Origin of the sequence: Clostridium gelidum, assembly GCF_019977655.1 — a bacterium.
Taxonomy (GTDB): Bacteria; Bacillota; Clostridia; order Clostridiales; family Clostridiaceae; genus Clostridium; species Clostridium gelidum.
Map to the genome: position 1 here is coordinate 5,236,049 of NZ_AP024849.1, position 21,572 is coordinate 5,257,620.

A 21,572-nucleotide genomic window follows, 5' to 3' on the forward strand; every position below is an offset into this window, starting at 1 on the left:
AAAGAATAATTATAAGGAAATCATAAGGAAAATAAAAAAACTTTAGTAACCAATTTAATCATAATATTCTTTAGAAGACGAACAAAAGGAACTCAAAAAGAGTTCCTTTAAAAATGTTGTATTATGAATGCTATCATTAAACCTAGCCACTATAGAAAACTATAATTTAAGTTTTCCATTACAATCTCTTATGACATCAATTGATTTCTTTAATTCTATCATTTCATCATCACTTAAATGATATTCAACCAGTTCTTTTACGCCTTGACCATTTAAAACTGCTGGTACTCCTGCATATATGTCTTTTTCACCATATTCGCCATTAAGCATTACAGATACAGGAATTACTTTGTTTTCATCGCGTAATACTGCTTTAATAATTTGAACTGTGGTTGCAGCAATTCCAAAGGTTGTTGCGCCTTTTGCATTTACGATACGATAAGCTATCATTTTTATATCTTCTGAAACAGAATTAATATCAAAACTTTCTAATCGCACTTTATTGTCATTAAGAATATCTAAAAATTTCTTACCGCCTACTGTAACCTGGCTCCAAGGAATTATTTGAGAATCTCCATGCTCACCCATGCATAATGCATGCACACTTTGAGGATCAACATTCATAGTATCTGCCAAATGATATTTTAATCTTGCAGAATCTAATGCTGTACCTGTTCCTATAATCTTGTTAGCTGGAAGCCCTGAAAGTTTATGTACATAATATGATATAACATCAACTGGATTTGTTATTACAACAATAATTCCATTAAAACCGCTTTTCATAATAGGCGGAACTATACCTTCCATTATACCAGCTGCTTTTTCAATCATATCCAATCTTGTTTGTCCTGTAATATAAAGAAGTGCTGCAGCTATTACAATTAGGTCAGCATCTTTACACTCTTCATATTCACCATTTTTCACTTTCATTTTACTTCCACTATATCCAAGGGAATGCTGAAGATCTGTTGCTTCTGCCCATGATTTTTCCTTATTAATATCAATTAATATTAAATCATCACAAACATGATTCATTACTATATCAAATGCTACTGCTGCTCCAACTGCTCCTGTACCAACTACTACTACTTTACTTCTACCAATTGCCATATATATCATCCTTTACTAATTCAATTATAAACATTATATATCTTCCACTTAATAATGTACAACACTAGAAACTATATTATAATTCTTGATAGATTAAATTTTAGCCATTTAATTCTTTTTATTTTCTTTCATATGCCTAGTTAAAAAGAAAGGTTGTATCAGAACATATATTCGTATATAATTATATTATCGAATGTATGTTCTGCATCTATTTTTATTTAAAAGGAAGTGTAAGTAATGGATTTAATGGATAAATTAAAAATTTTATCTAATGCTGCAAAATATGATGTCTCTTGTTCTTCTTCTGGTTCAAAGAGAAAGAACTCTAATGATGGAATAGGTAATGCTTCTGAATCTGGTATATGCCATAGCTTTACTCCTGATGGGCGTTGCATTTCTCTCCTTAAAATATTATTTTCAAATGATTGTGTTTTTGATTGTAAATATTGTATAAATGGTGTTTCTAGAGATTTTTTAAGAGTTAGCTTCACTCCTGATGAGGTCTGCGATCTTACAATTAATTTTTATAGACGTAATTATATTGAAGGACTTTTTTTAAGTTCTGCTATTGTAAAAAATCCTAATAATACTATGGAGCTTTTACTTAAGACAGTAAAAAAACTGCGTTTAGAGAAAAATTTTAATGGATATATTCATCTTAAAGCAATACCTGGTGCTGATGAAAATTTAATTCAAGAAGCTGGCACCTATGTTGATAGAATGAGTGTTAATATTGAACTTCCATCTAGCGATAGTCTTAAACTTTTGGCACCACAAAAGACTAAGGATAATATTTTAAAACCCATGAGTATTATTAAAAATTCAATAATTAACCATAATGAAATGAAGAAGAGCATAAAAAGTACTCCCCTCTTTGTTCCAGGTGGTCAAAGTACTCAGCTAATTGTTGGTGCCACTCCTGAAAGTGATGGAAAAATCATTAAACTTTCAGAAAATCTTTATAACAAGTTTAGTTTGAAGAGAGTTTACTACTCTGCTTACGTTCCTGTTATTAAAGATAATAAACTACTTCCTGATATAACTCATCCGCCTATGCTTCGAGAACATAGACTTTATCAAGCTGATTGGCTTCTTAGATATTATGGTTTTAAAGCTGATGAACTACTGAAGAATGAAGATGATAATTTTGATTTGAATTTTGATCCAAAAACATATTGGGCATTATCAAATTTAAATGAATTTCCTATTGAAATTAATAAAGCCTCTTATGAAAATTTATTGAGAATACCTGGCATTGGTGTTACTTCTGCTAAGAAAATTTTGAAAGTTAGAAGAGTTCATAATTTAACTTTTGAGGATTTAAAAAAATTAAGGGTAGTTCTTAAAAGAGCTAAATATTTTATTACTTGTAGTGGCAAATATTGTGGTGATGTTTTATTTGATGATGTTAAAATAAAGAATAAGCTTTTAGAACAAAATCTCCCTAAACATAATAGTATAAATCCTAATCAATTATCATTTTTTGATAAACCATCAATAGAAGAAAAAACTACAGCGTCTGGTATTATAATACCAAAAGAAACTATTTTCTCTCCAAGTATTATCTATTCTATAAAAAAAGATAGACCTTCAAATATTATATTGCCTGAAACAAATATTCTTAGGGTAAATGATAGACTTACTTCTGTACATGGAGAGTTTTGATTATGAAAATATTAATATATGATGATACTTTTGAAGGGTTAATAACTGCTATATATGATGGGTTTTACTCTAAGGAACCATTAGCTTCTATTTACGGAAAAAGTGAATCTAATGCACCTCTTTTTCTCGGAGAAATTCTTGAAATTATTACTGACAAAGATAAATTTAAAAAAGTTAGACATTCAATTATAAATAAGATAGATTTTGTTGCATTAAAAAAGATATATATGGTTTATTTAAGTAATGAGAAAGATAAAGCTATGGTTATCTTTAAATATTTAAAGGTAGCTTTTAAACTCGGACATGATGTTCATAGTTTTTTGAATGTATATGCAATAAGACTTGTGGATGATATAAATAGACGCGTTTCAATGGAATGTCATAGATTTGAAGGTTTTGTTAGATTTAATTATATTGATGAAAAATTTTTATATTCCTCTATTGAACCTGACAATGATATTTTAGAGCTTCTTGGCGACCATTTTAAAAAAAGATTTTCTAAAGAATATTTTATTATTCATGATATCCCTAGAGAAAAAGCTTTAATATATAATGGAATTTGTTATGAAATAATTGCTATGGATAAAGATACTTACGAAAAACTTAAACTTCATGACGATGAATATGCAAATCTTTGGAAAGCTTACTTCAAATCTACAACTATTGAAGAAAGAAAAAATCTCAAATTGCAGTGCAGAATGATGCCCAAAAGATATTGGAAGCATATATTAGAAACTTCAGATTGTGACATGTAATTTAATTGTCAATGTCAATTATTAATCATTGAGTATTGAATATTGACATTGATACTTAAATTTATAGATGTCCACTACTAAAGTTTTACTTATGCTTGGTATTATATTCAACATTTACTATACTTAGTAGCATATCCAAACAGAGAAATTGGATACATATTTGTGAAGTAGGCATTGAAAATAAGCTGCTGAAGCTTCTTAATGGGAGGTTGTTCCATTATAGTTTGTCCAAATTTTACATTTGGAGCAAACTATAATGGGTGCAACCTCCCATTTAGAATGCTTCCAGCGAAATTTTCACAGTCCTACGGAATAAATATGTATCCGATTTCGGCGGATGTAGGCATAAGTACGATTTTCACTGTGGGTATCTATATTTCTTGAGTATCTCCATTTATTATGATTTCTATTTCCCCTGTTTCTGAACTCATAATAAGGCCATGCACTTTTATGTCTTTGGGAAACAGCGGATGATCTTTTATCATCCTTACACTTTCTTTTATAGATTCCTCAACAGATTCAAATCCACGAAGCCACTTTTCAACCTTAATTCCTGCATTTTTTAATGTCAGTAAGGTTTCTTCTTTTATTCCTCTATCTATCATTTTATTAATAAGACTTGTTGTATCTAAATTACTCATTCCACAACCTTGGTGTCCTACTACAAAAACATCTTCCGCTCCAAATTCGTATACTGCAACTAATATACTTCTCATTACCCCACCAAAAGGATGAATAACAGTTGCTCCTGCATCTTTTATTATTTTTGCGTCACCATTTTTTATATTCATAGCTCTTGGTAATAATTCTGTTAATCTAGCATCCATGCATGTTAATATTACCATTTTTTTCTTAGGTATTTTAGTTGTTATGTACTCTTCATATTCTTTGTTATTTACAAAATTTCCATTATACTCTATTATTTGTTCTAATTTACTCATTTAGCCCCACATCCTCGTAAATTTAGTTAGTATTTTGCATATATACTTTTTTATTTTATTAATTTAATATTAAGTTAAGTTTAAAGTGTTGTAAAGTTAATTTTTTTATATTTTATCCTAATACTGGTTATTTACTTATATATTCTTTGTATTGAAGACGAATTGAAACCCCCGTGCCATCAAATTTATATTCTGTATCATAAAGAGGATTTCTATTATACACTAAATTCATTCCAACAGTATAAAGAGCTTTAGCCAGATCAGAAGGATCTTGAAGAACAGAACCTGTCATAATACCTTCTTTAATTAATTCTTGAGCTTGTGGTATTGCATCGACTCCGACAACTGTTATTGTTGGGGTTTTATCCCCTTTGTTATAACCATATTCTTGTAGTGATTTAATAGCACCTATTGCCATAGAATCATTATTTGCAATTATTGCTTCAATTTTATTACCAAATTGTAAAAACAGTGCTTTAGTAATATCTTTAGCTTCTTCTTCACTCCAGTTGCAAACTTTTAATGCAAGTTGCTGTGTTTCTATTCCTGCATTATTAATTGTTAAAACAGAATATTTTGTTCTTGTGATTGCTTCTAGATTATCACTTTCACCCATTAACATAATATATTGCAGTACATTATCATTATTTTTATCTACAGCTGCTTTATTACTATTCCATGCCTTAGTAATAACTTTTCCTTGTAATACCCCAGCTTCTTCAGCCTCTGTACCTATATAGTAAGATTTACTGTAAGATTTGATAGACTCTATAGCAACAGGCTCCCTATTAAACAGAATTACTGGAATATTCTTTTCTTTAATTTTATTAATAACTAATCGTGTACTGTTTGTTTCCACTAAATTTACTAATAAAAGATCCACATGGTCTTTTTCAAGTAATGTATCAATACTCTCATTTTGTATGGACTGATCATTCTTGCCATCATAGAAAGTAAATTCAACCTTTCCTTCATTTTCTTTTTGAATTTCTTCTAAACTTTGTCGAACTAAAGAAATATAATCATCATCAAATCTGTATAATAATACAGCTACTTTAACAGGTTTTCCTTCAATAACTCGTGAACTAGTGCTAGTAACACTTTGATCACAACTTGCTATTAGTGCAGTCATGATAACTGAAACTATCATAACTGCTAATATTTTTTTAAACATTTTCATTTGAATCCTCCATATCATTTTCTGAATCATAATACAGAAATTTTAATATCTTTAATCTTAGGTAGTATTTTTATTATAGTTATTCACTTATATATTCTTTGTAGGGAATACGAATTGCAACTCCTGTATCATCAAATTTGTATTCTGTACCATCAAGAGGATTTCTATTATAAACCAAGTTCATTCCAACAGTATAAAGAGCTTTAGCCATAGCAGGAGCATCTTGAATAACAGTACCTCCCATAAATCCCTTTCTAATTAAATCTTGAGCTTCTGGTATAGCATCAATTCCAACAATTTCAATTGTTTTTGTTTTATCTCCCTTGTTATAACCATATTTTTGTAACGCTTGAATAGCACCTATTGCCATAGCATCATTATTTGCAATTATCACTTCAATTTTGTCACCATATTTTAAAAATAATGGTTCCGTTGCATTTTGCGCCAATTCTGTATTCCAGTCAGCAAATTTCAACTCAAGTTCCTCCGTTTTTATTCCAGCTTGTTGAATTGTTGAAACAGAATATTTTGTTCTTTCAATTGCTTCTATATTATTACGCTCACCTTCTAACATAACATATTGCATTATATTATCTCTATTTTTATCGATAGATTCTTTATTAGTATTCCATGCATTAATAAGAATTTCCCCTTGTAACACACCAGCTTCTTTCGCATCTGTTCCTACGAAATAACCTTTAGAATATGATTGAACCGCCTGCTTATCAAGTGGTTCCCTGTTAAATAGAATCACCGGGATATTAGTTGCTTTAATTTTATTAATAACTGTTTGTACAGCTTCTCTATCTCTATAAGAAACTAAATTTAATAATATAAGATCAGTGCCTTCTTCTAGGACTTTATCAATCTGTTCATTTTGTATAGCTTTATCCGACTTCCCGTCATAGAAGGTAAATTCAACTTTTCCTTCATTTTCTTTTTGAATATTTTCCAAATTTTCACGTACTAAAGAAATATACTTATCAGTAAAATCTATTAAAAATACCGCTACTTTGACAGGTTTTTCTTGGTCTGAACTAGTACTTACAGCTTTTTTGCTACAATCTGTTAATGTAACAATAATCATAGCTGTAACCATAAAAATTGTTAGTATTCTTTTTAATATCTTCATTTTAATCCTCCATATAATCACCTAAATTATAATACAACAATATCAAATTACTATTTACAATTAAGTATGATTTTATTATGCGTTTTAATAAAAAAATTTATACTAAAATAAGTACTACCTAAATTCATTCTACAAATGTTCTTCACTCGATTTATTGTACAAATCATGCTAAACCTTCAAAAGAACCTAATGATGGATACTTTATTGAAAAAGATCCAAATGATAGTTTTAGTTCTGAAGGAACTGTTAGGCATAATCAAAAAAATAACAAGTCCATTTGCCAGAAAAGTTCCGTATTGTAGCACAGCTACTCTTTTCTAATGTGCCTATTTTCCATCATGCTACGTCGGTAAATTGACCTAATAGGCTCCCTATGAGGGCAATTTGCCTCTTTGCCTGATGAAAAATATTCATGGCAACTTTGGACTTGTTATTTATTTTCATATGCCTTAGATATGAAGAGGAACAAGATCTTGCTGATTTATAAAAATTAAACTGTTCATATCTGTTGAATATAAAAAGCCATGAATAGATTGCTTTTTCTAAAAATCAATCTATTCATGGCCTCTTTAATGTCTCACTAGCTACTATATAATTTACAACGTTTAAGAATTGTAATATTACTTATTTTCTAAATATAAATCTACGTTATCACTTGTAACTTCAGTGTGAGATGTTCTGATGTATTTACCTTTTTCCAGTCCTTCTATTGAATTCATATTTCCATGTGTAGCTAATGTATAAGAAATATCAAAAATTGCTTTTGCCTGTGCCTTAGAATCATTTATAATAGTTCCAATCATAGACCCATTCTTCACAGCTTCCAAAGCTTTAGGTATTCCATCAATTCCAACAACTAAAGGTTTATTGCCAATTATATTGGCATTATTTATTGCATTTATTGCTCCAAGTGCCATATCATCATTATTACTAAATACAACTTCTATTTTATCACCAAATTCTTTTATCCATTGTGTCATTTTTGTGCTTGCTTGCGCAGATTGCCAATTTGCAGTGTCATCTGCTAACTTTTCCAATTCAATTCCATTTTGAGTTATAGTTTTAATACAATATTCTGTCCTAATTGATGAATCTTGATGACCCGGCTCACCTTCAATCATTACATACTGAATCTTTCCATCTCCGTTTTTATCTATACTAGAGATATCTTTTTTATAAGCATTTACAATTATATTAGCTTGCATTTCTCCTGATTGTTCTGCTTGCGCTCCAACATAATATAACTTATTCCAACGTTGCATATCTTCTTCTACAGGTTCACGATTAAAAAAAACAATCGGAATATTAGCTAATTTCGCTTTATCAATAATCATTGATGCCGCAGTACGATCAACCAAATTTACACATATAATATCATAATTTTGTGAAACAAATTTATCTACTTGATTACTTTGATTGCTTGAGCTTCCTTTTGCGTCTACAACATCAATAGTTATTTTATATTTACTGTTACTTTCCTTTTCTTTTGCTATATCTTCAATATTTTTAGTAATTGTTGATATAAATGCATCATCTTGTTTGTATAATGTTACACCTATTTTTATCTCTTTCACACTATAACTATTATTTATTGGATTTGCAGTACATGCTGACAATGAGGTGAAAATTGAAAATACTGTTAATATTCCTGATAATTTCTTAATTAATCGCACTATAGATCCCTCCCCGCAATATTATTATATTATAATGTGAACAAATACCCATTTAAAAATGAAACTAATAGTTCTTTGAATATCCCTTATCTAACAAATGGAAACAATAATCTTTGATTCTCCTCAGAGTACATATTTCTTATATTAATAACAGTTGAAGAAATAGTATTATTATTATTATTATTTTTTTTACCATTAATCTTATTTACTGCTGTTTCTACTCCCAAATATCCAATATTAAATTCGTTTTGAATAGCAGTTGCACTAATTATTTTATCTTCTAAAAAAGAAATTATTTTGCTTGTACTTCCCACTCCATAAATTTCAACAAATGTTTTCTCTTTATTAATACTACTCAAATCTTTTTTTACTTCCGCAATCGTCTCTAATATACTAGGATCAAAAGTAACTACCACATCCACATCATTATCTTCTAATAATTTCTTTGCTTGATTATAATAATCCGATTGTTTTCCACCTGAAACTTCCCATGATGTAATTGTATTCTCTGTATCTTTAATAGCACTCATAAATCCATCATACCTATCTTTTATACTACTACACTCTAAATTATTTTTAACAATAGCAATATTTGCTCTTTTATTTCCCATTTCTATCATTTCTTTACCCAAGCTTACTCCAAGATTATAATTGTCACATGAAATACTTGATAGTACTTTTTCTGATTTAACTTTTGATTCAATCAGTATAACTGGTACTTTATTCATTGCATTTTCTATAGGTTCACTCATTTTTTCATAATCTACTGGTGCTATAATAATAGCATCTGATTTATTCTTAATTTCTCGATTCATAAGCTCCATTTGTTCAGACGCACTGTTTTCTTCTGATAATGTAACAAAACTTATATTTGCATTCATTTCTGAAGCTGCTTGATCTATTCCTTGTTTCATTATCATTAAGCTTTCACTATTTCTCCCCCTAACAATAATTGAAATATTATATATTTTTTTATTTTCTTCACTTAGTAGCGTATCATTTAGAAGAAGTAAGAAAGATAAGACTAATAATACAAATAAAATTATAGATATTTGTTTTCTTTTCTTCTTCACTATTTTTCTTCCTCCTTTTTATTAATTTCATAATAATTTACACCTGGCATATGAATTCGAATTGTTGTTCCTTCATCTGGCTCACTATAAATTTCAAGGCCATATTTTTTCCCAAAATATAACTGTATTCTCTCATGAACATTTTTTAACCCAATACCTGAACTTTTTCTTTCACGTTTGCTTTCATTTGTTAACAGAGTATCAGCAACCTCCTGTAGCATGCCAAGTCCATTATCTATAACATCAATATACAAATCAGTTTCTTTAGAGTATGTCTTTACTAAGATCTCACCATCTCCCCCCATAAATTCTACCCCATGATAAATGGCATTTTCAATTAAGGGTTGAATAATAAGCTTAATACTTGCAAAATCAAGCATTTTCTCATCTACTTCAATACTATATGTAAACTTATTTTTATAACGTATATTTTGAATTGTTAAATAATTACGTGCATGTTCAAGTTCATCCCTTACTGTTATTATATTTTTGCCTTTACTTAAACTAATTCTAAAAAGTCTTGCGAGTGCTGTTACCATAATAATAGCCCCATCATAGTTTTCATTTTCTATCATCCATATAATAGAATCTAAAGTGTTATATAAAAAGTGCGGATTAATTTGTGCTTGAAGTGCATCAAGTTCACTTTTTCTTTTTGATTCCTGTTCAATCATTATGTTGTCCATAAGTGTATGCATTTGATTAACCATTGAACGAATTGCTTTTCCTAAATGCTGAATTTCATATGATCCACTTATTGAAATATCCACATCATTCACACCGTTTTCAAGTTTCTTTACACATTTCTCTAATGCTCTTATTGGATTAGCTATACGTGATGAAACAAACATATTTATGAATACAAGAATAAATATAGCAAAAAACATAATAAACACTGCAAAAAATCCCATTTTACGGTAATCAGATGTAATATCTTCCATCGGCATAATACCGACAATTTTCCATCCTGTATAACCAACAGTTTTAATTGTGACTAATCTTTTTTCCCCTTGAAAAGTTTCTATATGGTTTCCATCTTCATAATCCGCTTGTACCTTATTATTTTCTTCTATTAAATCAGAATAAATAAGTTGCTGTCTAGGGTGATATATTATTTCTCCTTCTCTATCAACCAAATACACATATCCTGATTTTCCTACATTTACACTCTTACAAATCTGCTCAATTCCACTAAAATTAATATCTACTAGTAAGACTCCAGATGTAGTCTTTTTATTGTTGGTTAATTCTACTGCACGACTTAGTGATACTACCCATCGATATTTATTGTCTGGATCTACAAATAAATTTTGAACATGTGGTGTTGAAAAGTGTAGATTTTCCTTCTTATTTACAGCTGTAGAAAACCATTCACTTTCCCTTGGATCAACTGAACTTTTTAATTCTCCAACTGGAGATGCTGATACAACTTGACCATTTTGTGAAAAAACACATATGCTAATAAGTGAATCCTTATTTGTTTCATATAATAAATCCATTTCTTTATTTATACTATCTGTTGATAAATCTTTCTTTTTAATAACATTATAATAGGTTGCATCAGATACTTTCATCATGCTCCGAAGGTAACTATCTAAGTTTAAATTCACTTGATCTAACATAGATTTATTATTTTCAGATACCATAGATTGAGTAGAGTTTATAAAACGTAAATATAATGCACTTCCTACCATAAGCATTCCCATAACTGCAATCACTGTAAATGAAATTGAAATTATGTACTGTATACTTGCATTTTTATATTCTTTTATTATCTTTTTTATTTTTGATTTAATTAAATTACGCATAGTATATCAGCTCAATTCTTTCTATACTTTGATGGTGATACTCCAAATTTTCGTTTAAAGACATAGCTAAAATAGTTAGCTTCTGGATATCCAACTTTATCAGCTATCATATATGTTTTATCATCTGTAGTGTTTAAAAGCTTTACTGCTTGCTCTAAACGTACTGTAGTAAGAAAATTCACAAAATTCATTTCTGTTTCACGTTTAAAAATTGTTGAAAAATATGTAGGACTAACATGTAGCTGTGCACAAAGCTTTTCTACAGAAACATCATAATCACTGTAATTATCTTTTACATACTGCTTTGCCTTTTCAACAAGTAACATAGATGAATTTATACGTTCTTTTTTTATGAAACTGCTTACTTTGATAGATTTCTTTATAAACCACGCTTTTACATCATGCATGGAATCAAATGTCTCTAAATAACTATAACAATTGAAGTCTTTACCGAATATTTCATCTATATCTAAATTATATGCTTGTACTAGTTTTAAAAGAGATGTCATAATTTCCATAAGATAAATTCTATATTTATTAAATGGTAAAAGTAAATCTTCAATTTTTCTAAATAATTTATCTATTGTTTCTGTAATTTCCTCTTCTGAAGAAATTTTAATTGCATTTAACATTGAACGTTCTTCTTGCTCATCAAATTGAAGCTGAATTGAATTGTCAGGTTCAACATCATCAATATAAATAGCTTTTCCCGTTCCAAGTATAAAACTATAATCCAAAGCATTTTGTGCACTCCTATATGAGAATCTTATTTCCATAGGATTATCATAAACATATCCAACTCCTGCTGATATTGTTAATCCCATAATACGCTCATAAATTTTACACACTTCATTTATTCCTTTAATAAATGATAATATATCTTGTTTTTTCTCAAAGTTTCCTATGACCACAACCATATCAGAATATGGAAAACTAATAAATTTACAATACTTCTCCATATTTTCATCTACTATCTTTTTTATTGAAATAGATACTAATGCTGATTCCTTTTGAATTGAAATAATATTTTCTTCATCAGATGTTACTGTCCCATCTGCATGAATCAAGGCTACGCATAAATAATTTTCTTTAAACTCTATATCTAATTTTTCAGCTTGTTCATTCCACTGATTTTCACTTATTCTCCCCTCAATAGCACCTACTAAAAATTGCTCTCTAATTACAGGTAAACTTTCGACATAATGCTTATAAAGTGTTTGTAAATTTCGCTTTTCATCATATTCACGATCTAGTTGTTTTTTCAATCTTTTTAGCACTTCTATAAGTTCAACAGAGTTAATCGGTTTCAAAACATACTCGATTACATTTATTTTAATTGCTTCATGAGCATACTCAAAATCATCACAACCTGAAAATACAATAATCTTTGTAGATGGCATTGATTCTGCAAGCCTTTTGCCTAATTCTAATCCATCCATAAACGGCATTTTAATGTCAGTCATTATAACATCTGGTTGAAGCTTTTCAGCTTTTTCAAGTGCATCTTGACCATTTTCTGCATCACCAACTATAACAAATCCATTAGTTTCCCAATCAATTTTCTTAATAATCCCCATCCTTATTTCTTCTTCATCATCCACAACCATAATTCTATATAAATCCATTTAATTCCCTCCTATAGATGACTTTTAAATCTATAATAAATTCCTCAAGGCTCTATTCTGCATTTAATCATTCTATAATTTTTAAAGCTTTATGTTATTTGCATTATAACATCACATGCTATACTAGCATTATTAATTATACATTAAGTGTTAAATAATTACTAGCATGAGTATAAATACAACAAAAATACAGGTAAATCCACCACTTAATATTTAAGTAGGGATTCACCTGTATTTCTTTAGATATATTTATTTTATTTATTTTTTTATTTTCTTCTATATTTTGCCATATCAATTGCAACTGCAACTGCAATAATGGCACCTTTAATAACTTGTTGCCACATAGGGCTAACAGCTATAAATTGTAATCCATATTGAATTACAGTAAAGATTAAAACACCACTTACGATTCCACCAACTTTACCAACACCACCGTTTAGTGAAACACCACCAACAACACAAGCTGCGATTGCATCAAGTTCATAACCATTACCATAATTGTTTGTTGCACCAGCTGTTCTAGATGCTTCGAGTACTCCTCCAACACCATATAAAAGTGATGCAAATATGAATATTCCCATGATAGTTGCAAATACATTAACTCCAGAAACTACAGCAGCTTCACGGTTACCACCAATAGCGTATACATTCTTACCAAATACAGTTTTGTTTAAAATAAACCAAACTAAAATAATAAATACTACAGCAATTGGAACTAGAATTGATATTCCCGGAAAATCACCTATTTGAAATAACTTTGTTTGTCCAAGAGCTATAAAGTCTGGACGAATACCACCAATAGGTTGTGATTTATTTGGAGGCAAATCAAAGTATAAAGAAGTTACACCATAAACTATAACTTGTGATGCTAGCGTTGCAATAAATGGATGCATATCATATTTAGCCACTAAGAATCCATTAAGTACACCAAATATTGCACATGCAACAATTGCTAAAACTATAGGAATAATAACTGCCACTTGTGGCATATTAGGGAAGAATCTATTTGCATAATCAGGATTTTGTAACATTGAAGTTGAAACTACAGCTGCAAGTCCAACCATACGTCCTGCTGATAAATCAGTACCTGCAATAAGTAATGTAAAACAAACCCCAAGCGCAACAATCATTTTAGTTGATGATTGTGTTAAAATATCTAAAAATACTGCATACTGCATAAAACGTGGTTGAATTATCATAATTACAACTACTAATACTAATAATGCTAAAATAATCGCATTATCTGTTAAAAAATGCTTTGCAGTTTTTGCTGAAAAAACAACATCCATACCTTCATTTTTCTTATCGGAAAATTGTATTGCTCCATAAATAAATAGGGCTACCCCAACTCCGTCTACATATATTGGTAAATCATAAACAACTTCTGGGTCTAAAATAAAATTAAAAACAATTCCTAAAGCCACTAAAAGAACACCAATGCCTAAAAATATTTTTCCAAAATCTTTTTGTGAAATTATCTTTTCTCCACTCATATTATTATATTCCTCACTTTCTTTCTCCTACAAAAAAATCATTTGTTAATAAAATACATTTATAAAGGAGATATCTCTTATTTCATAAATTTTGTAGCAAGATTCATAACTTTTACTGAATCCGCTTCACTTTGATCTAAAATTCCAGTAACTTTACCTTCACACATAACCATAACTCTATCTGACATTCCAAGTAGTTCTGGCATTTCAGAAGAAATCATAATAATCGACTTACCTTTTTTAACCAATTCATGCATGATAGAATAAATTTCGTACTTAGCTCCTACATCGATTCCCCTTGTAGGCTCATCTAGTATGAGAATATCTGGATTTGTAAGAAGCCAACGTGCAATTAAAACTTTTTGTTGATTTCCTCCTGAAAGGTTCTGAATCAATTGTTCCATGTTTGGTGTTTTAGTCCTTAATTCTTCATTAGACTTTTTAGCAGCTTTATATCTGCTTGCATCTTGTAATACACCTAATTTAGCATAATCTTTTTGGCTTGCAATTACAGTATTATCTAACACTGAAAGAATACCAAATATTCCACTAGCACGTCTTTCTTCAGTTAAAAGTGCAAATCCATTTTCTTTTGCATCTTTTGGAGTTTTTATTTTAATAACCTTTCCATCTTTTTCTATAGTTCCAGACTCTACTTCGCGAAGTCCAAATAGTGCTTCTACTAATTCTGTACGTTGTGCACCAACCAGACCACCTATTCCTAATATTTCACCCTTATATAAGTCAAAGTTTACATTTTGGAATGACTTTTTAGTTGGTGAACAGAAATTTTCTACCTTTAATACAGCATCTTTACTTGGTGTATATTCTCTTGGTGGGAACCTATTAGTCATATCACGACCAACCATACGATTTATAATTAAGTCTGTTGTAAGGTCTTTGGCATCCCAAGTTCCTACATACTGACCATCTCTCATAATTGTTACTTCATCAGATATCTTAAGAATTTCCTCCATTTTGTGGGATATGTATATTATTGCACATCCTTTATTTTGAAGTTGCTTTATTATTTTAAATAAATGCTTAGTTTCATTTTCTGTTAATGATGAAGTTGGTTCATCCATAATAATAATTTTAGAATTATAGCTAACTGCTTTTGCTATCTCAACTAATTGAAGTGTAGATGGTGAAAGTGTTCCAGCTAATGCTTCAGGATTAACATCTAATTCAATTTCTTTAAATAATTCTTTTGTTTTACGGATCATAGTTTTTTTATCTACTGCAATTCCTTTCATTGGGAATCTGCCAAGCCAAATATTTTCCATAACTGGGCGAAAACGAATTGGATGTAATTCTTGATGTATCATTGATACACCTATCTCCAATGCTTGCTTTGAAGTATTAATTTCCATTTTCTTCCCATCTAATATTATTTCTCCACCATCTTCATGATATATTCCAAAGAGACATTTCATAAGTGTTGATTTACCAGCACCATTTTCACCCATTAGTGCATGAACGCTACCTTTGCTAACTTTCAAGCTTACATCATCTAGAGCTTTTACTCCCGGAAAAACTTTCGTTATATTATTCATCTCCAGCAAATATTCACCCATACAACCATCCTCCTTCTGTTAAACAATAATTTAGGGATGGGAATTTATAAAATAAACTCCCCCCCCTGTTTATTGTTTATTTATATATTTAGGTTTATCTTATTTAAGATAATCTTTATAATTTTCTTGAGTAACTTTTACATAATTAATCCATACATATTTTCCATCTGTTACTTCATAACCAATATTTTCTTTTGTAATATCTTTACCTGCAGCAGCTGCAGCAGCAATATTAACAGTAGCTTTTCCTTGGTTAGCTGCATCATTTAAAACAGTTCCAAGAAGTGATCCTTCTTTCATAGCTTGTAATGCTGGTGCTGTTGCATCAACTCCAACTACTGGAATATATTTAGCTGCATCGCCTTTGTTATATCCCTCAGCTTTTAAAGCTTCTACTGCACCAAGTGCCATATCATCATTGTTACAAAGAACAGCTTCTATTTTATCAATACCTTGACCTGTCATAAATGCTTTCATAAGGTCAGTAGCTTTTGCTTTATCCCACATTGCTGTATCTGCAGCAAGTTTTTGTGTCTTAAATCCAGCAGCTTCAATAGCTTTTATAGAATATTCTGTACGAAGAGTAGCATCTTGATGCCCTGGTTCTCCTTGAAGCATTACATATTGTATTACTCCATCTTTATTTTTATCTGCTTCTGGATGTGCCTTAAAATAATCTGCTATAATTTCTCCTGATTGAGTTCCAGATTGTTCTGCATGTGCACCGACATACCAAACCTTATCGTAACTCTTCATGTCAGTTTCTGATGGTTGACGATTTAAGAATACAATTGGAAGTTTTTTAGCTTTTGCCTTTTCAATAACTGGACCTGCTGATGTACTATCAACTGGATTTATTGCTAAAGCATTTACACCTTTTGTAATAAATGTATCGATTTGTTCATTTTGTGTAGGTTGTTTATTTTGTGAATCCACTAATTCAAGAGTTGCTCCTTTTTCCTTTGCTTGTCCCTCCATAGCAGTACGAACACCTGTCATAAAAGTATCATCAAACTTGTATATAGCAGAACCAATTAAAACCTTTGAAGTGTCAGCGCTTTTCTTTGCATCTGAAGCTGCTCCACTGTTCTTATTTCCTGCACATCCTGCCAAACTAGCAGTAATCATAACTGTAGCCATAACAATTGGTAATAATTTTTTAAATCTTTTCATATTTACCCCTCCATATTCATATATAAATCATATTGAACAAACACTAATGTTTTTGTTCTTCGTTTACATTCCTAATTATATAGATTTAATTGTTTACACTCCATACGAAATTCTTCACACTTTTATCGAATTTCTTAAGTGATATACGTAAGAATCCAAAAGTGAGAGTCCAAATTTTACATTTCGTTCTTCGAACTTACTCAGTGAACGAATGTGATCAGATATTTTTTAATTAAGATATTTATGTATTTAGCTCTTTAAAAACAGAAACTAAAATCAATATTACTTGAATTATTCATTTTAACCCATAACTTTCACCTCCACACATAATAAACTTGTTAATATATTAACAAGTTTATTATGTGATATATATATTTTTTTATACTCCATATTTTATACTGCTAATTATAAAAACAATAAAAAATAAAGTTAAATTATTTTTTACATCTCATACCTAAATCTTAAATTTTTGTACTATTTTATTAAGTTTTTGAGCAAGTTCTGCTTGGCTTTGTGCTGTTTTTGCCACTTGTTCTATAGCTTTAGTCGTTTCATTCATGTTCTCTTTTATATCTTCAGCTTGTTCATTAGACTTTTGTGATGTTTTTGCCATATTTTGTACTGCTTCACTTACCTGACTTACTGTAGCTGTAATTTCTTCTGACATAGCTGCAATTTCCTCTGACATTTTACTTACAAAATCCGAATCATTATAATACTGTTTACCAGTTTCTCCATATTCATTAAGTTGCTCATTTACATCTGTATTAATAAATTGTAGTATATCTTTTCCAGTATCAATACTATTTGTAAATGCTTCTTGAACCATCATAATAGTATCCTTAATACCTATTACTGCTTGGGATGACTGTTCAGCAAGTTTTCTTACTTCCTCTGCAACAACAGCAAATCCTTTTCCTTGTTCTCCAGCTCTTGCTGCTTCTATAGCTGCATTTAGTGCCAGCAAATTGGTTTCCTCTGCTATATTTCCTATAGTATCTGCCATAATCTTAATATTGTCTACTACCTTTCCATTCTTAATAGCCTGTAACATATTATTTTTCTTTTCGGAATATAACTTTTTTGTTTCATCTATAGCTTGGCTAATATTCTTTTGAATTTCTGAAGCTCTTTCTTTAGACTGGTTTGCATTATTGCTTCCTTCCATAGCTTTTTCTGAAAGCTCATTAATACTTGAATCTACTTCTTGAACCGAAGCACTTATTTCTTCTGATGTTGCACTAGACTCCTGCATACCATTTACAATTTTATTTACAGCTTTATCTACACTTACAACTTTAGAAGATAACTCCTCTGCAGTTGCTGAAAGTTCTTCACTAGATGCACTTATATCTTGAGAGTTTTCCATGATCTCCTTAACTAAATTGTTTACATTTTGTTGTGCTTTATTCAAAGCAACACTTGTTTGTCCAAATTCATCTTTTATATTAATATTAATCGGATTTGAAAAATCATATAATGCTAACCTTTCTGCGAAATCTTTTATTTTTTTCAATGGTTTATTTACACCACTTGACATAATTAACCCAAGTAATATTGCAATTATTAAACCTATAAAAGTTAATACAACAATAGTTATATTTGCATTTTTATATGTCGACGAAATATCATCTTTTGCTAGTTTTGCTTGGGATAAATTCATATCTATAACCTTACCAAGACTATAAATCATATTTGTCTGTACAGGTACCATTTCTAAATATTTTTTTTGTGCTTCATCTAAATTATTAGATTTAACTGATTCCATTACTTTATCCCTAATATCTTCATATTTTATCATACTGCCATTAAACTCTGCCCAGACCTTTTCTTCATCTTTTGTCATTTGTGACTTTTCATAATCAGATATATATTTGTCATTCTCAATTAATGCAGATGCAATATTTTTTTGTGATTCTTCTACTTTATATTTATCTTTTTCATACATAATAATTAATATACCACTTTTAATTTCTAAAACATTGGCTTTTATGGATAAAATCTGATTAACATGTTGGAGGCTTATAGTATACATTTCTGTTGCTTTAATATTTACAGTTTTTAATGATAGTACTCCAATAGTTCCCACTACCCCAATTAAAATAGATACAACCAAAAATGCAATAATTAATTTAGATCTTACTTTTTTAAATAAATTCATTTTAATATTTCCTCCTAATTTAAAATCTATATACTTTTTTACTCATTTGCTAAAATAATTTTTATTCTTTAATACACATTAGGGGGGACAAAAAAATAACAAGTCAAAGATGCTATGAAATGTTCTTATATGTAGGAAAGTTCCGTATCGCAGCATAGCTGCTCTTTTATAATGTGTATCTTTTTCATACGCAAAAAAATACAGATAAACTTCGTACTTAACTACTAAAAATTCGCCTGTTTTTCTTTATTTAACTCATATTAAAAAATAGTGTCTTATTTGTTCTTCGTTTACATTTTTAATTGTATATACTTTACGATTTACTATCCATACAAAATTCTTCACACTTTTATCGAATTTCTTAATTAAATATTACTTAAACAGTCTTTACAGAAATATAAGCAAGTTGCTATAGCAACTCGCTTATATTAAAATTATCATATTACCTAAAGTATTTTTACATATCTCATATCTAAATTTTAAACTCTTGCACAATTTCATTAAGCCTTTGAGCAAGTTCTGCTTGGCTTTGTGCTGTTTGCGCCACTTGTTCTATAGCTTTAGTCGTTTCATTCATGCTCTCTTTTATATCTTCTGCTTGTTCATTAGATCTTTGTGATGTTTGTGCCATATTCTGTACTGCTTCACTTACCTGGTCTACAGTAGCTGTAATTTCTTCAGACATAGCTGCAATTTCCTCAGACATTTTGCTTACAAAATCAGAATCATTATAATACTGATTACCAGTTTCTCCATAAGCATTAAATTGTTCATGAACCTCATTATTTATGAAATTCAGCATATCATTACTAGTGTCAATACTATTGTTAAATGCTTCTTGAACCTTAATAATTGTATCATGAATAGATGTTACTGCCTGTGCTGATTGTTCTGCAAGCGTTCTTACCTCTTCTGCAACAACTGCAAATCCTTTCCCTTGTTCTCCAGCTCTTGCTGCTTCTATAGCTGCATTTAATGCTAATAAGTTTGTTTGCTCTGCTATACTCCCTATAGTATCTGCCATAATTTTAATACTATTTACTACTTTTCCATTTTCAATAACTTGTAGCATCTTTTTTTCCTTTTCAGCATATAACTTTTCTGTTTCATCTATAGCTTGTCTACTATTATTTTGAACTTCTGCAGCTCTTTCTTTAGATTTGCTTGCATTGTCACTTCCCACCATAGCCTTTTCTGAAAGTTCATTAATACTTGAATCTACTTCTTGGATTGAAGCGCTTATTTCTTCTGATGCTGCACTAGAGTCTTGCATTCCACTTGCAATATTATTTACTGCTTCATCTATGCTTACAGCTTTAGAAGCTAGTTCTTCAGCAGTTGCAGAAAGTTCCTCACTAGATGCACTTATGTCTTGAGAATTTTCTATAATTGCTTTAACTAAACTATTTACATTTTTTTGCGCTATATTTAAGGCAGCACCTGTTTGCCCGAATTCATCTTTTCTTGTAATTCTAATTGGAGTTGAGAAATCATATAAGGCTAATTTTTCTGCAAAATCTTTTATCTTTTTCAATGGTACATTTATATTTCTTGACATAAATAATCCAAGTATAATTGCAATTATAAATCCTACAATAGTTAATATAAATATACTCCAATTTGCAGATATGTATGTTAAATCAATATTTTCATCTGCTACTTGTGCAGCATTTAAATTTATCCCTATAACTTTATCAAGGCTATCTAACATCTCCTTTTCTATAGGTTCCATTGATACATATTGTTTTTGTGCCTCATTAAAATTATCAGAATTAACAGCATCTATTACACCATTTCTAGTATTTCTATACTTTGTTACATTATTTTTAAACTCAGCCCAAACCTTTTCTTCTTCGGATGTACTAATGAGCTTTTCATAATCTGCTATATATTTATTATCCTCTTCTACCATCGAAATAATGTTTTTACCGGCTTCTTCTACTCTAGATTTATCTTTTTCATACATCATTGTTAAAAGCTTACCTTCAATTTTTGACATATTTGCTTTTACTGATAAAACCTTATTAACACTTTGCAGATTTACACTGTACATTTCTTCTGACTTCGTATTTACATTTTTTAATGATATTGTTCCAACTGCACCCACTACAGCAATTAATATAGCTACAAGCAAAAATGCTGAAATTAATTTTACTTTTACTTTCTTTAATAAATTCATTTTAATATTTCCTCCTTTAGTTAAGAT

General features: G+C 29.7%; 15 protein-coding genes. 2 read left to right on the plus strand and 13 right to left on the minus strand.

Translation table 11 applies throughout. The annotated features are described in order from the left end of the window. Positions 1 to 159 precede the first annotated feature (159 nt). Entirely contained in the window at positions 160 to 1,110 is a 951-nt protein-coding gene (locus psyc5s11_RS24135; RefSeq protein WP_224035004.1) for an L-lactate dehydrogenase, read from the minus strand. Positions 1,111 to 1,347: 237 nt separating this feature from the next. Here psyc5s11_RS24135 and psyc5s11_RS24140 point away from each other — a divergent pair, with 237 nt between their 5' ends. Then, positions 1,348 to 2,775, plus strand: coding sequence for a putative DNA modification/repair radical SAM protein (locus tag psyc5s11_RS24140; protein ID WP_224035005.1), 1,428 nt, complete (start codon positions 1,348 to 1,350; stop codon positions 2,773 to 2,775). Between the two features lie 2 nt (positions 2,776 to 2,777). Next, a complete protein-coding gene (locus psyc5s11_RS24145) occupies positions 2,778 to 3,530 on the plus strand; it encodes a TIGR03915 family putative DNA repair protein (RefSeq protein WP_224035006.1) in 753 nt (250 codons plus the stop codon). A 371-nt stretch (positions 3,531 to 3,901) separates the two neighbouring features. Here the strand turns inward: psyc5s11_RS24145 and psyc5s11_RS24150 are convergent, their stop codons facing one another. The 12 genes from psyc5s11_RS24150 to psyc5s11_RS24205 all read right to left on the minus strand — a co-directional run bounded on the left by psyc5s11_RS24150 (position 3,902) and on the right by psyc5s11_RS24205 (position 21,545). After that, a complete protein-coding gene (locus psyc5s11_RS24150) occupies positions 3,902 to 4,471 on the minus strand; it encodes a beta-class carbonic anhydrase (protein WP_224035007.1) in 570 nt (189 codons plus the stop codon). Between the two features lie 127 nt (positions 4,472 to 4,598). Continuing rightward, positions 4,599 to 5,651, minus strand: coding sequence for a galactose ABC transporter substrate-binding protein (locus psyc5s11_RS24155; RefSeq protein ID WP_224035008.1), 1,053 nt, complete (start codon positions 5,649 to 5,651; stop codon positions 4,599 to 4,601). A 79-nt stretch (positions 5,652 to 5,730) separates the two neighbouring features. Further along, positions 5,731 to 6,783 carry a galactose ABC transporter substrate-binding protein gene (locus tag psyc5s11_RS24160; RefSeq protein ID WP_224035009.1) on the minus strand — a complete coding sequence of 351 codons (1,053 nt, stop codon included), beginning with the start codon at positions 6,781 to 6,783 and terminating at the stop codon, positions 5,731 to 5,733. Positions 6,784 to 7,403: 620 nt separating this feature from the next. Beyond that, entirely contained in the window at positions 7,404 to 8,456 is a 1,053-nt protein-coding gene (locus psyc5s11_RS24165) for a galactose ABC transporter substrate-binding protein (protein WP_224035010.1), read from the minus strand. 86 nt (positions 8,457 to 8,542) lie between these two features. Further along, entirely contained in the window at positions 8,543 to 9,529 is a 987-nt protein-coding gene (locus psyc5s11_RS24170) for a substrate-binding domain-containing protein (RefSeq protein WP_224035011.1), read from the minus strand. Next, the gene (locus psyc5s11_RS24175) at positions 9,529 to 11,337 is read right to left on the minus strand and encodes a sensor histidine kinase (RefSeq protein ID WP_224035012.1); all 1,809 of its coding nucleotides are present in this window, start codon (positions 11,335 to 11,337) and stop codon (positions 9,529 to 9,531) included. Before psyc5s11_RS24175 ends, psyc5s11_RS24170 begins: the two co-directional genes overlap by 1 nt. An 11-nt stretch (positions 11,338 to 11,348) precedes the next feature. Further along, positions 11,349 to 12,962 carry a response regulator gene (locus tag psyc5s11_RS24180; protein ID WP_224035013.1) on the minus strand — a complete coding sequence of 538 codons (1,614 nt, stop codon included), beginning with the start codon at positions 12,960 to 12,962 and terminating at the stop codon, positions 11,349 to 11,351. 266 nt (positions 12,963 to 13,228) lie between these two features. Beyond that, positions 13,229 to 14,455 (minus strand): galactose/methyl galactoside ABC transporter permease MglC, encoded by a 1,227-nt coding sequence (mglC, locus tag psyc5s11_RS24185; protein WP_224035014.1) that lies wholly within the window; start codon positions 14,453 to 14,455, stop codon positions 13,229 to 13,231. Positions 14,456 to 14,532: 77 nt separating this feature from the next. Beyond that, on the minus strand, positions 14,533 to 16,032 hold the full coding sequence (locus psyc5s11_RS24190) for a sugar ABC transporter ATP-binding protein (RefSeq protein ID WP_224035015.1): 1,500 nt from the start codon (positions 16,030 to 16,032) through the stop codon (positions 14,533 to 14,535). 99 nt (positions 16,033 to 16,131) lie between these two features. Then, the gene (locus psyc5s11_RS24195) at positions 16,132 to 17,205 is read right to left on the minus strand and encodes a galactose ABC transporter substrate-binding protein (protein ID WP_224035016.1); all 1,074 of its coding nucleotides are present in this window, start codon (positions 17,203 to 17,205) and stop codon (positions 16,132 to 16,134) included. A 454-nt stretch (positions 17,206 to 17,659) separates the two neighbouring features. Continuing rightward, positions 17,660 to 19,366 carry a methyl-accepting chemotaxis protein gene (locus tag psyc5s11_RS24200; RefSeq protein WP_224035017.1) on the minus strand — a complete coding sequence of 569 codons (1,707 nt, stop codon included), beginning with the start codon at positions 19,364 to 19,366 and terminating at the stop codon, positions 17,660 to 17,662. 472 nt (positions 19,367 to 19,838) lie between these two features. After that, the gene (locus psyc5s11_RS24205; protein WP_224035018.1) at positions 19,839 to 21,545 is read right to left on the minus strand and encodes a methyl-accepting chemotaxis protein; all 1,707 of its coding nucleotides are present in this window, start codon (positions 21,543 to 21,545) and stop codon (positions 19,839 to 19,841) included. Between the last annotated feature and the right edge of the window lie 27 nt (positions 21,546 to 21,572).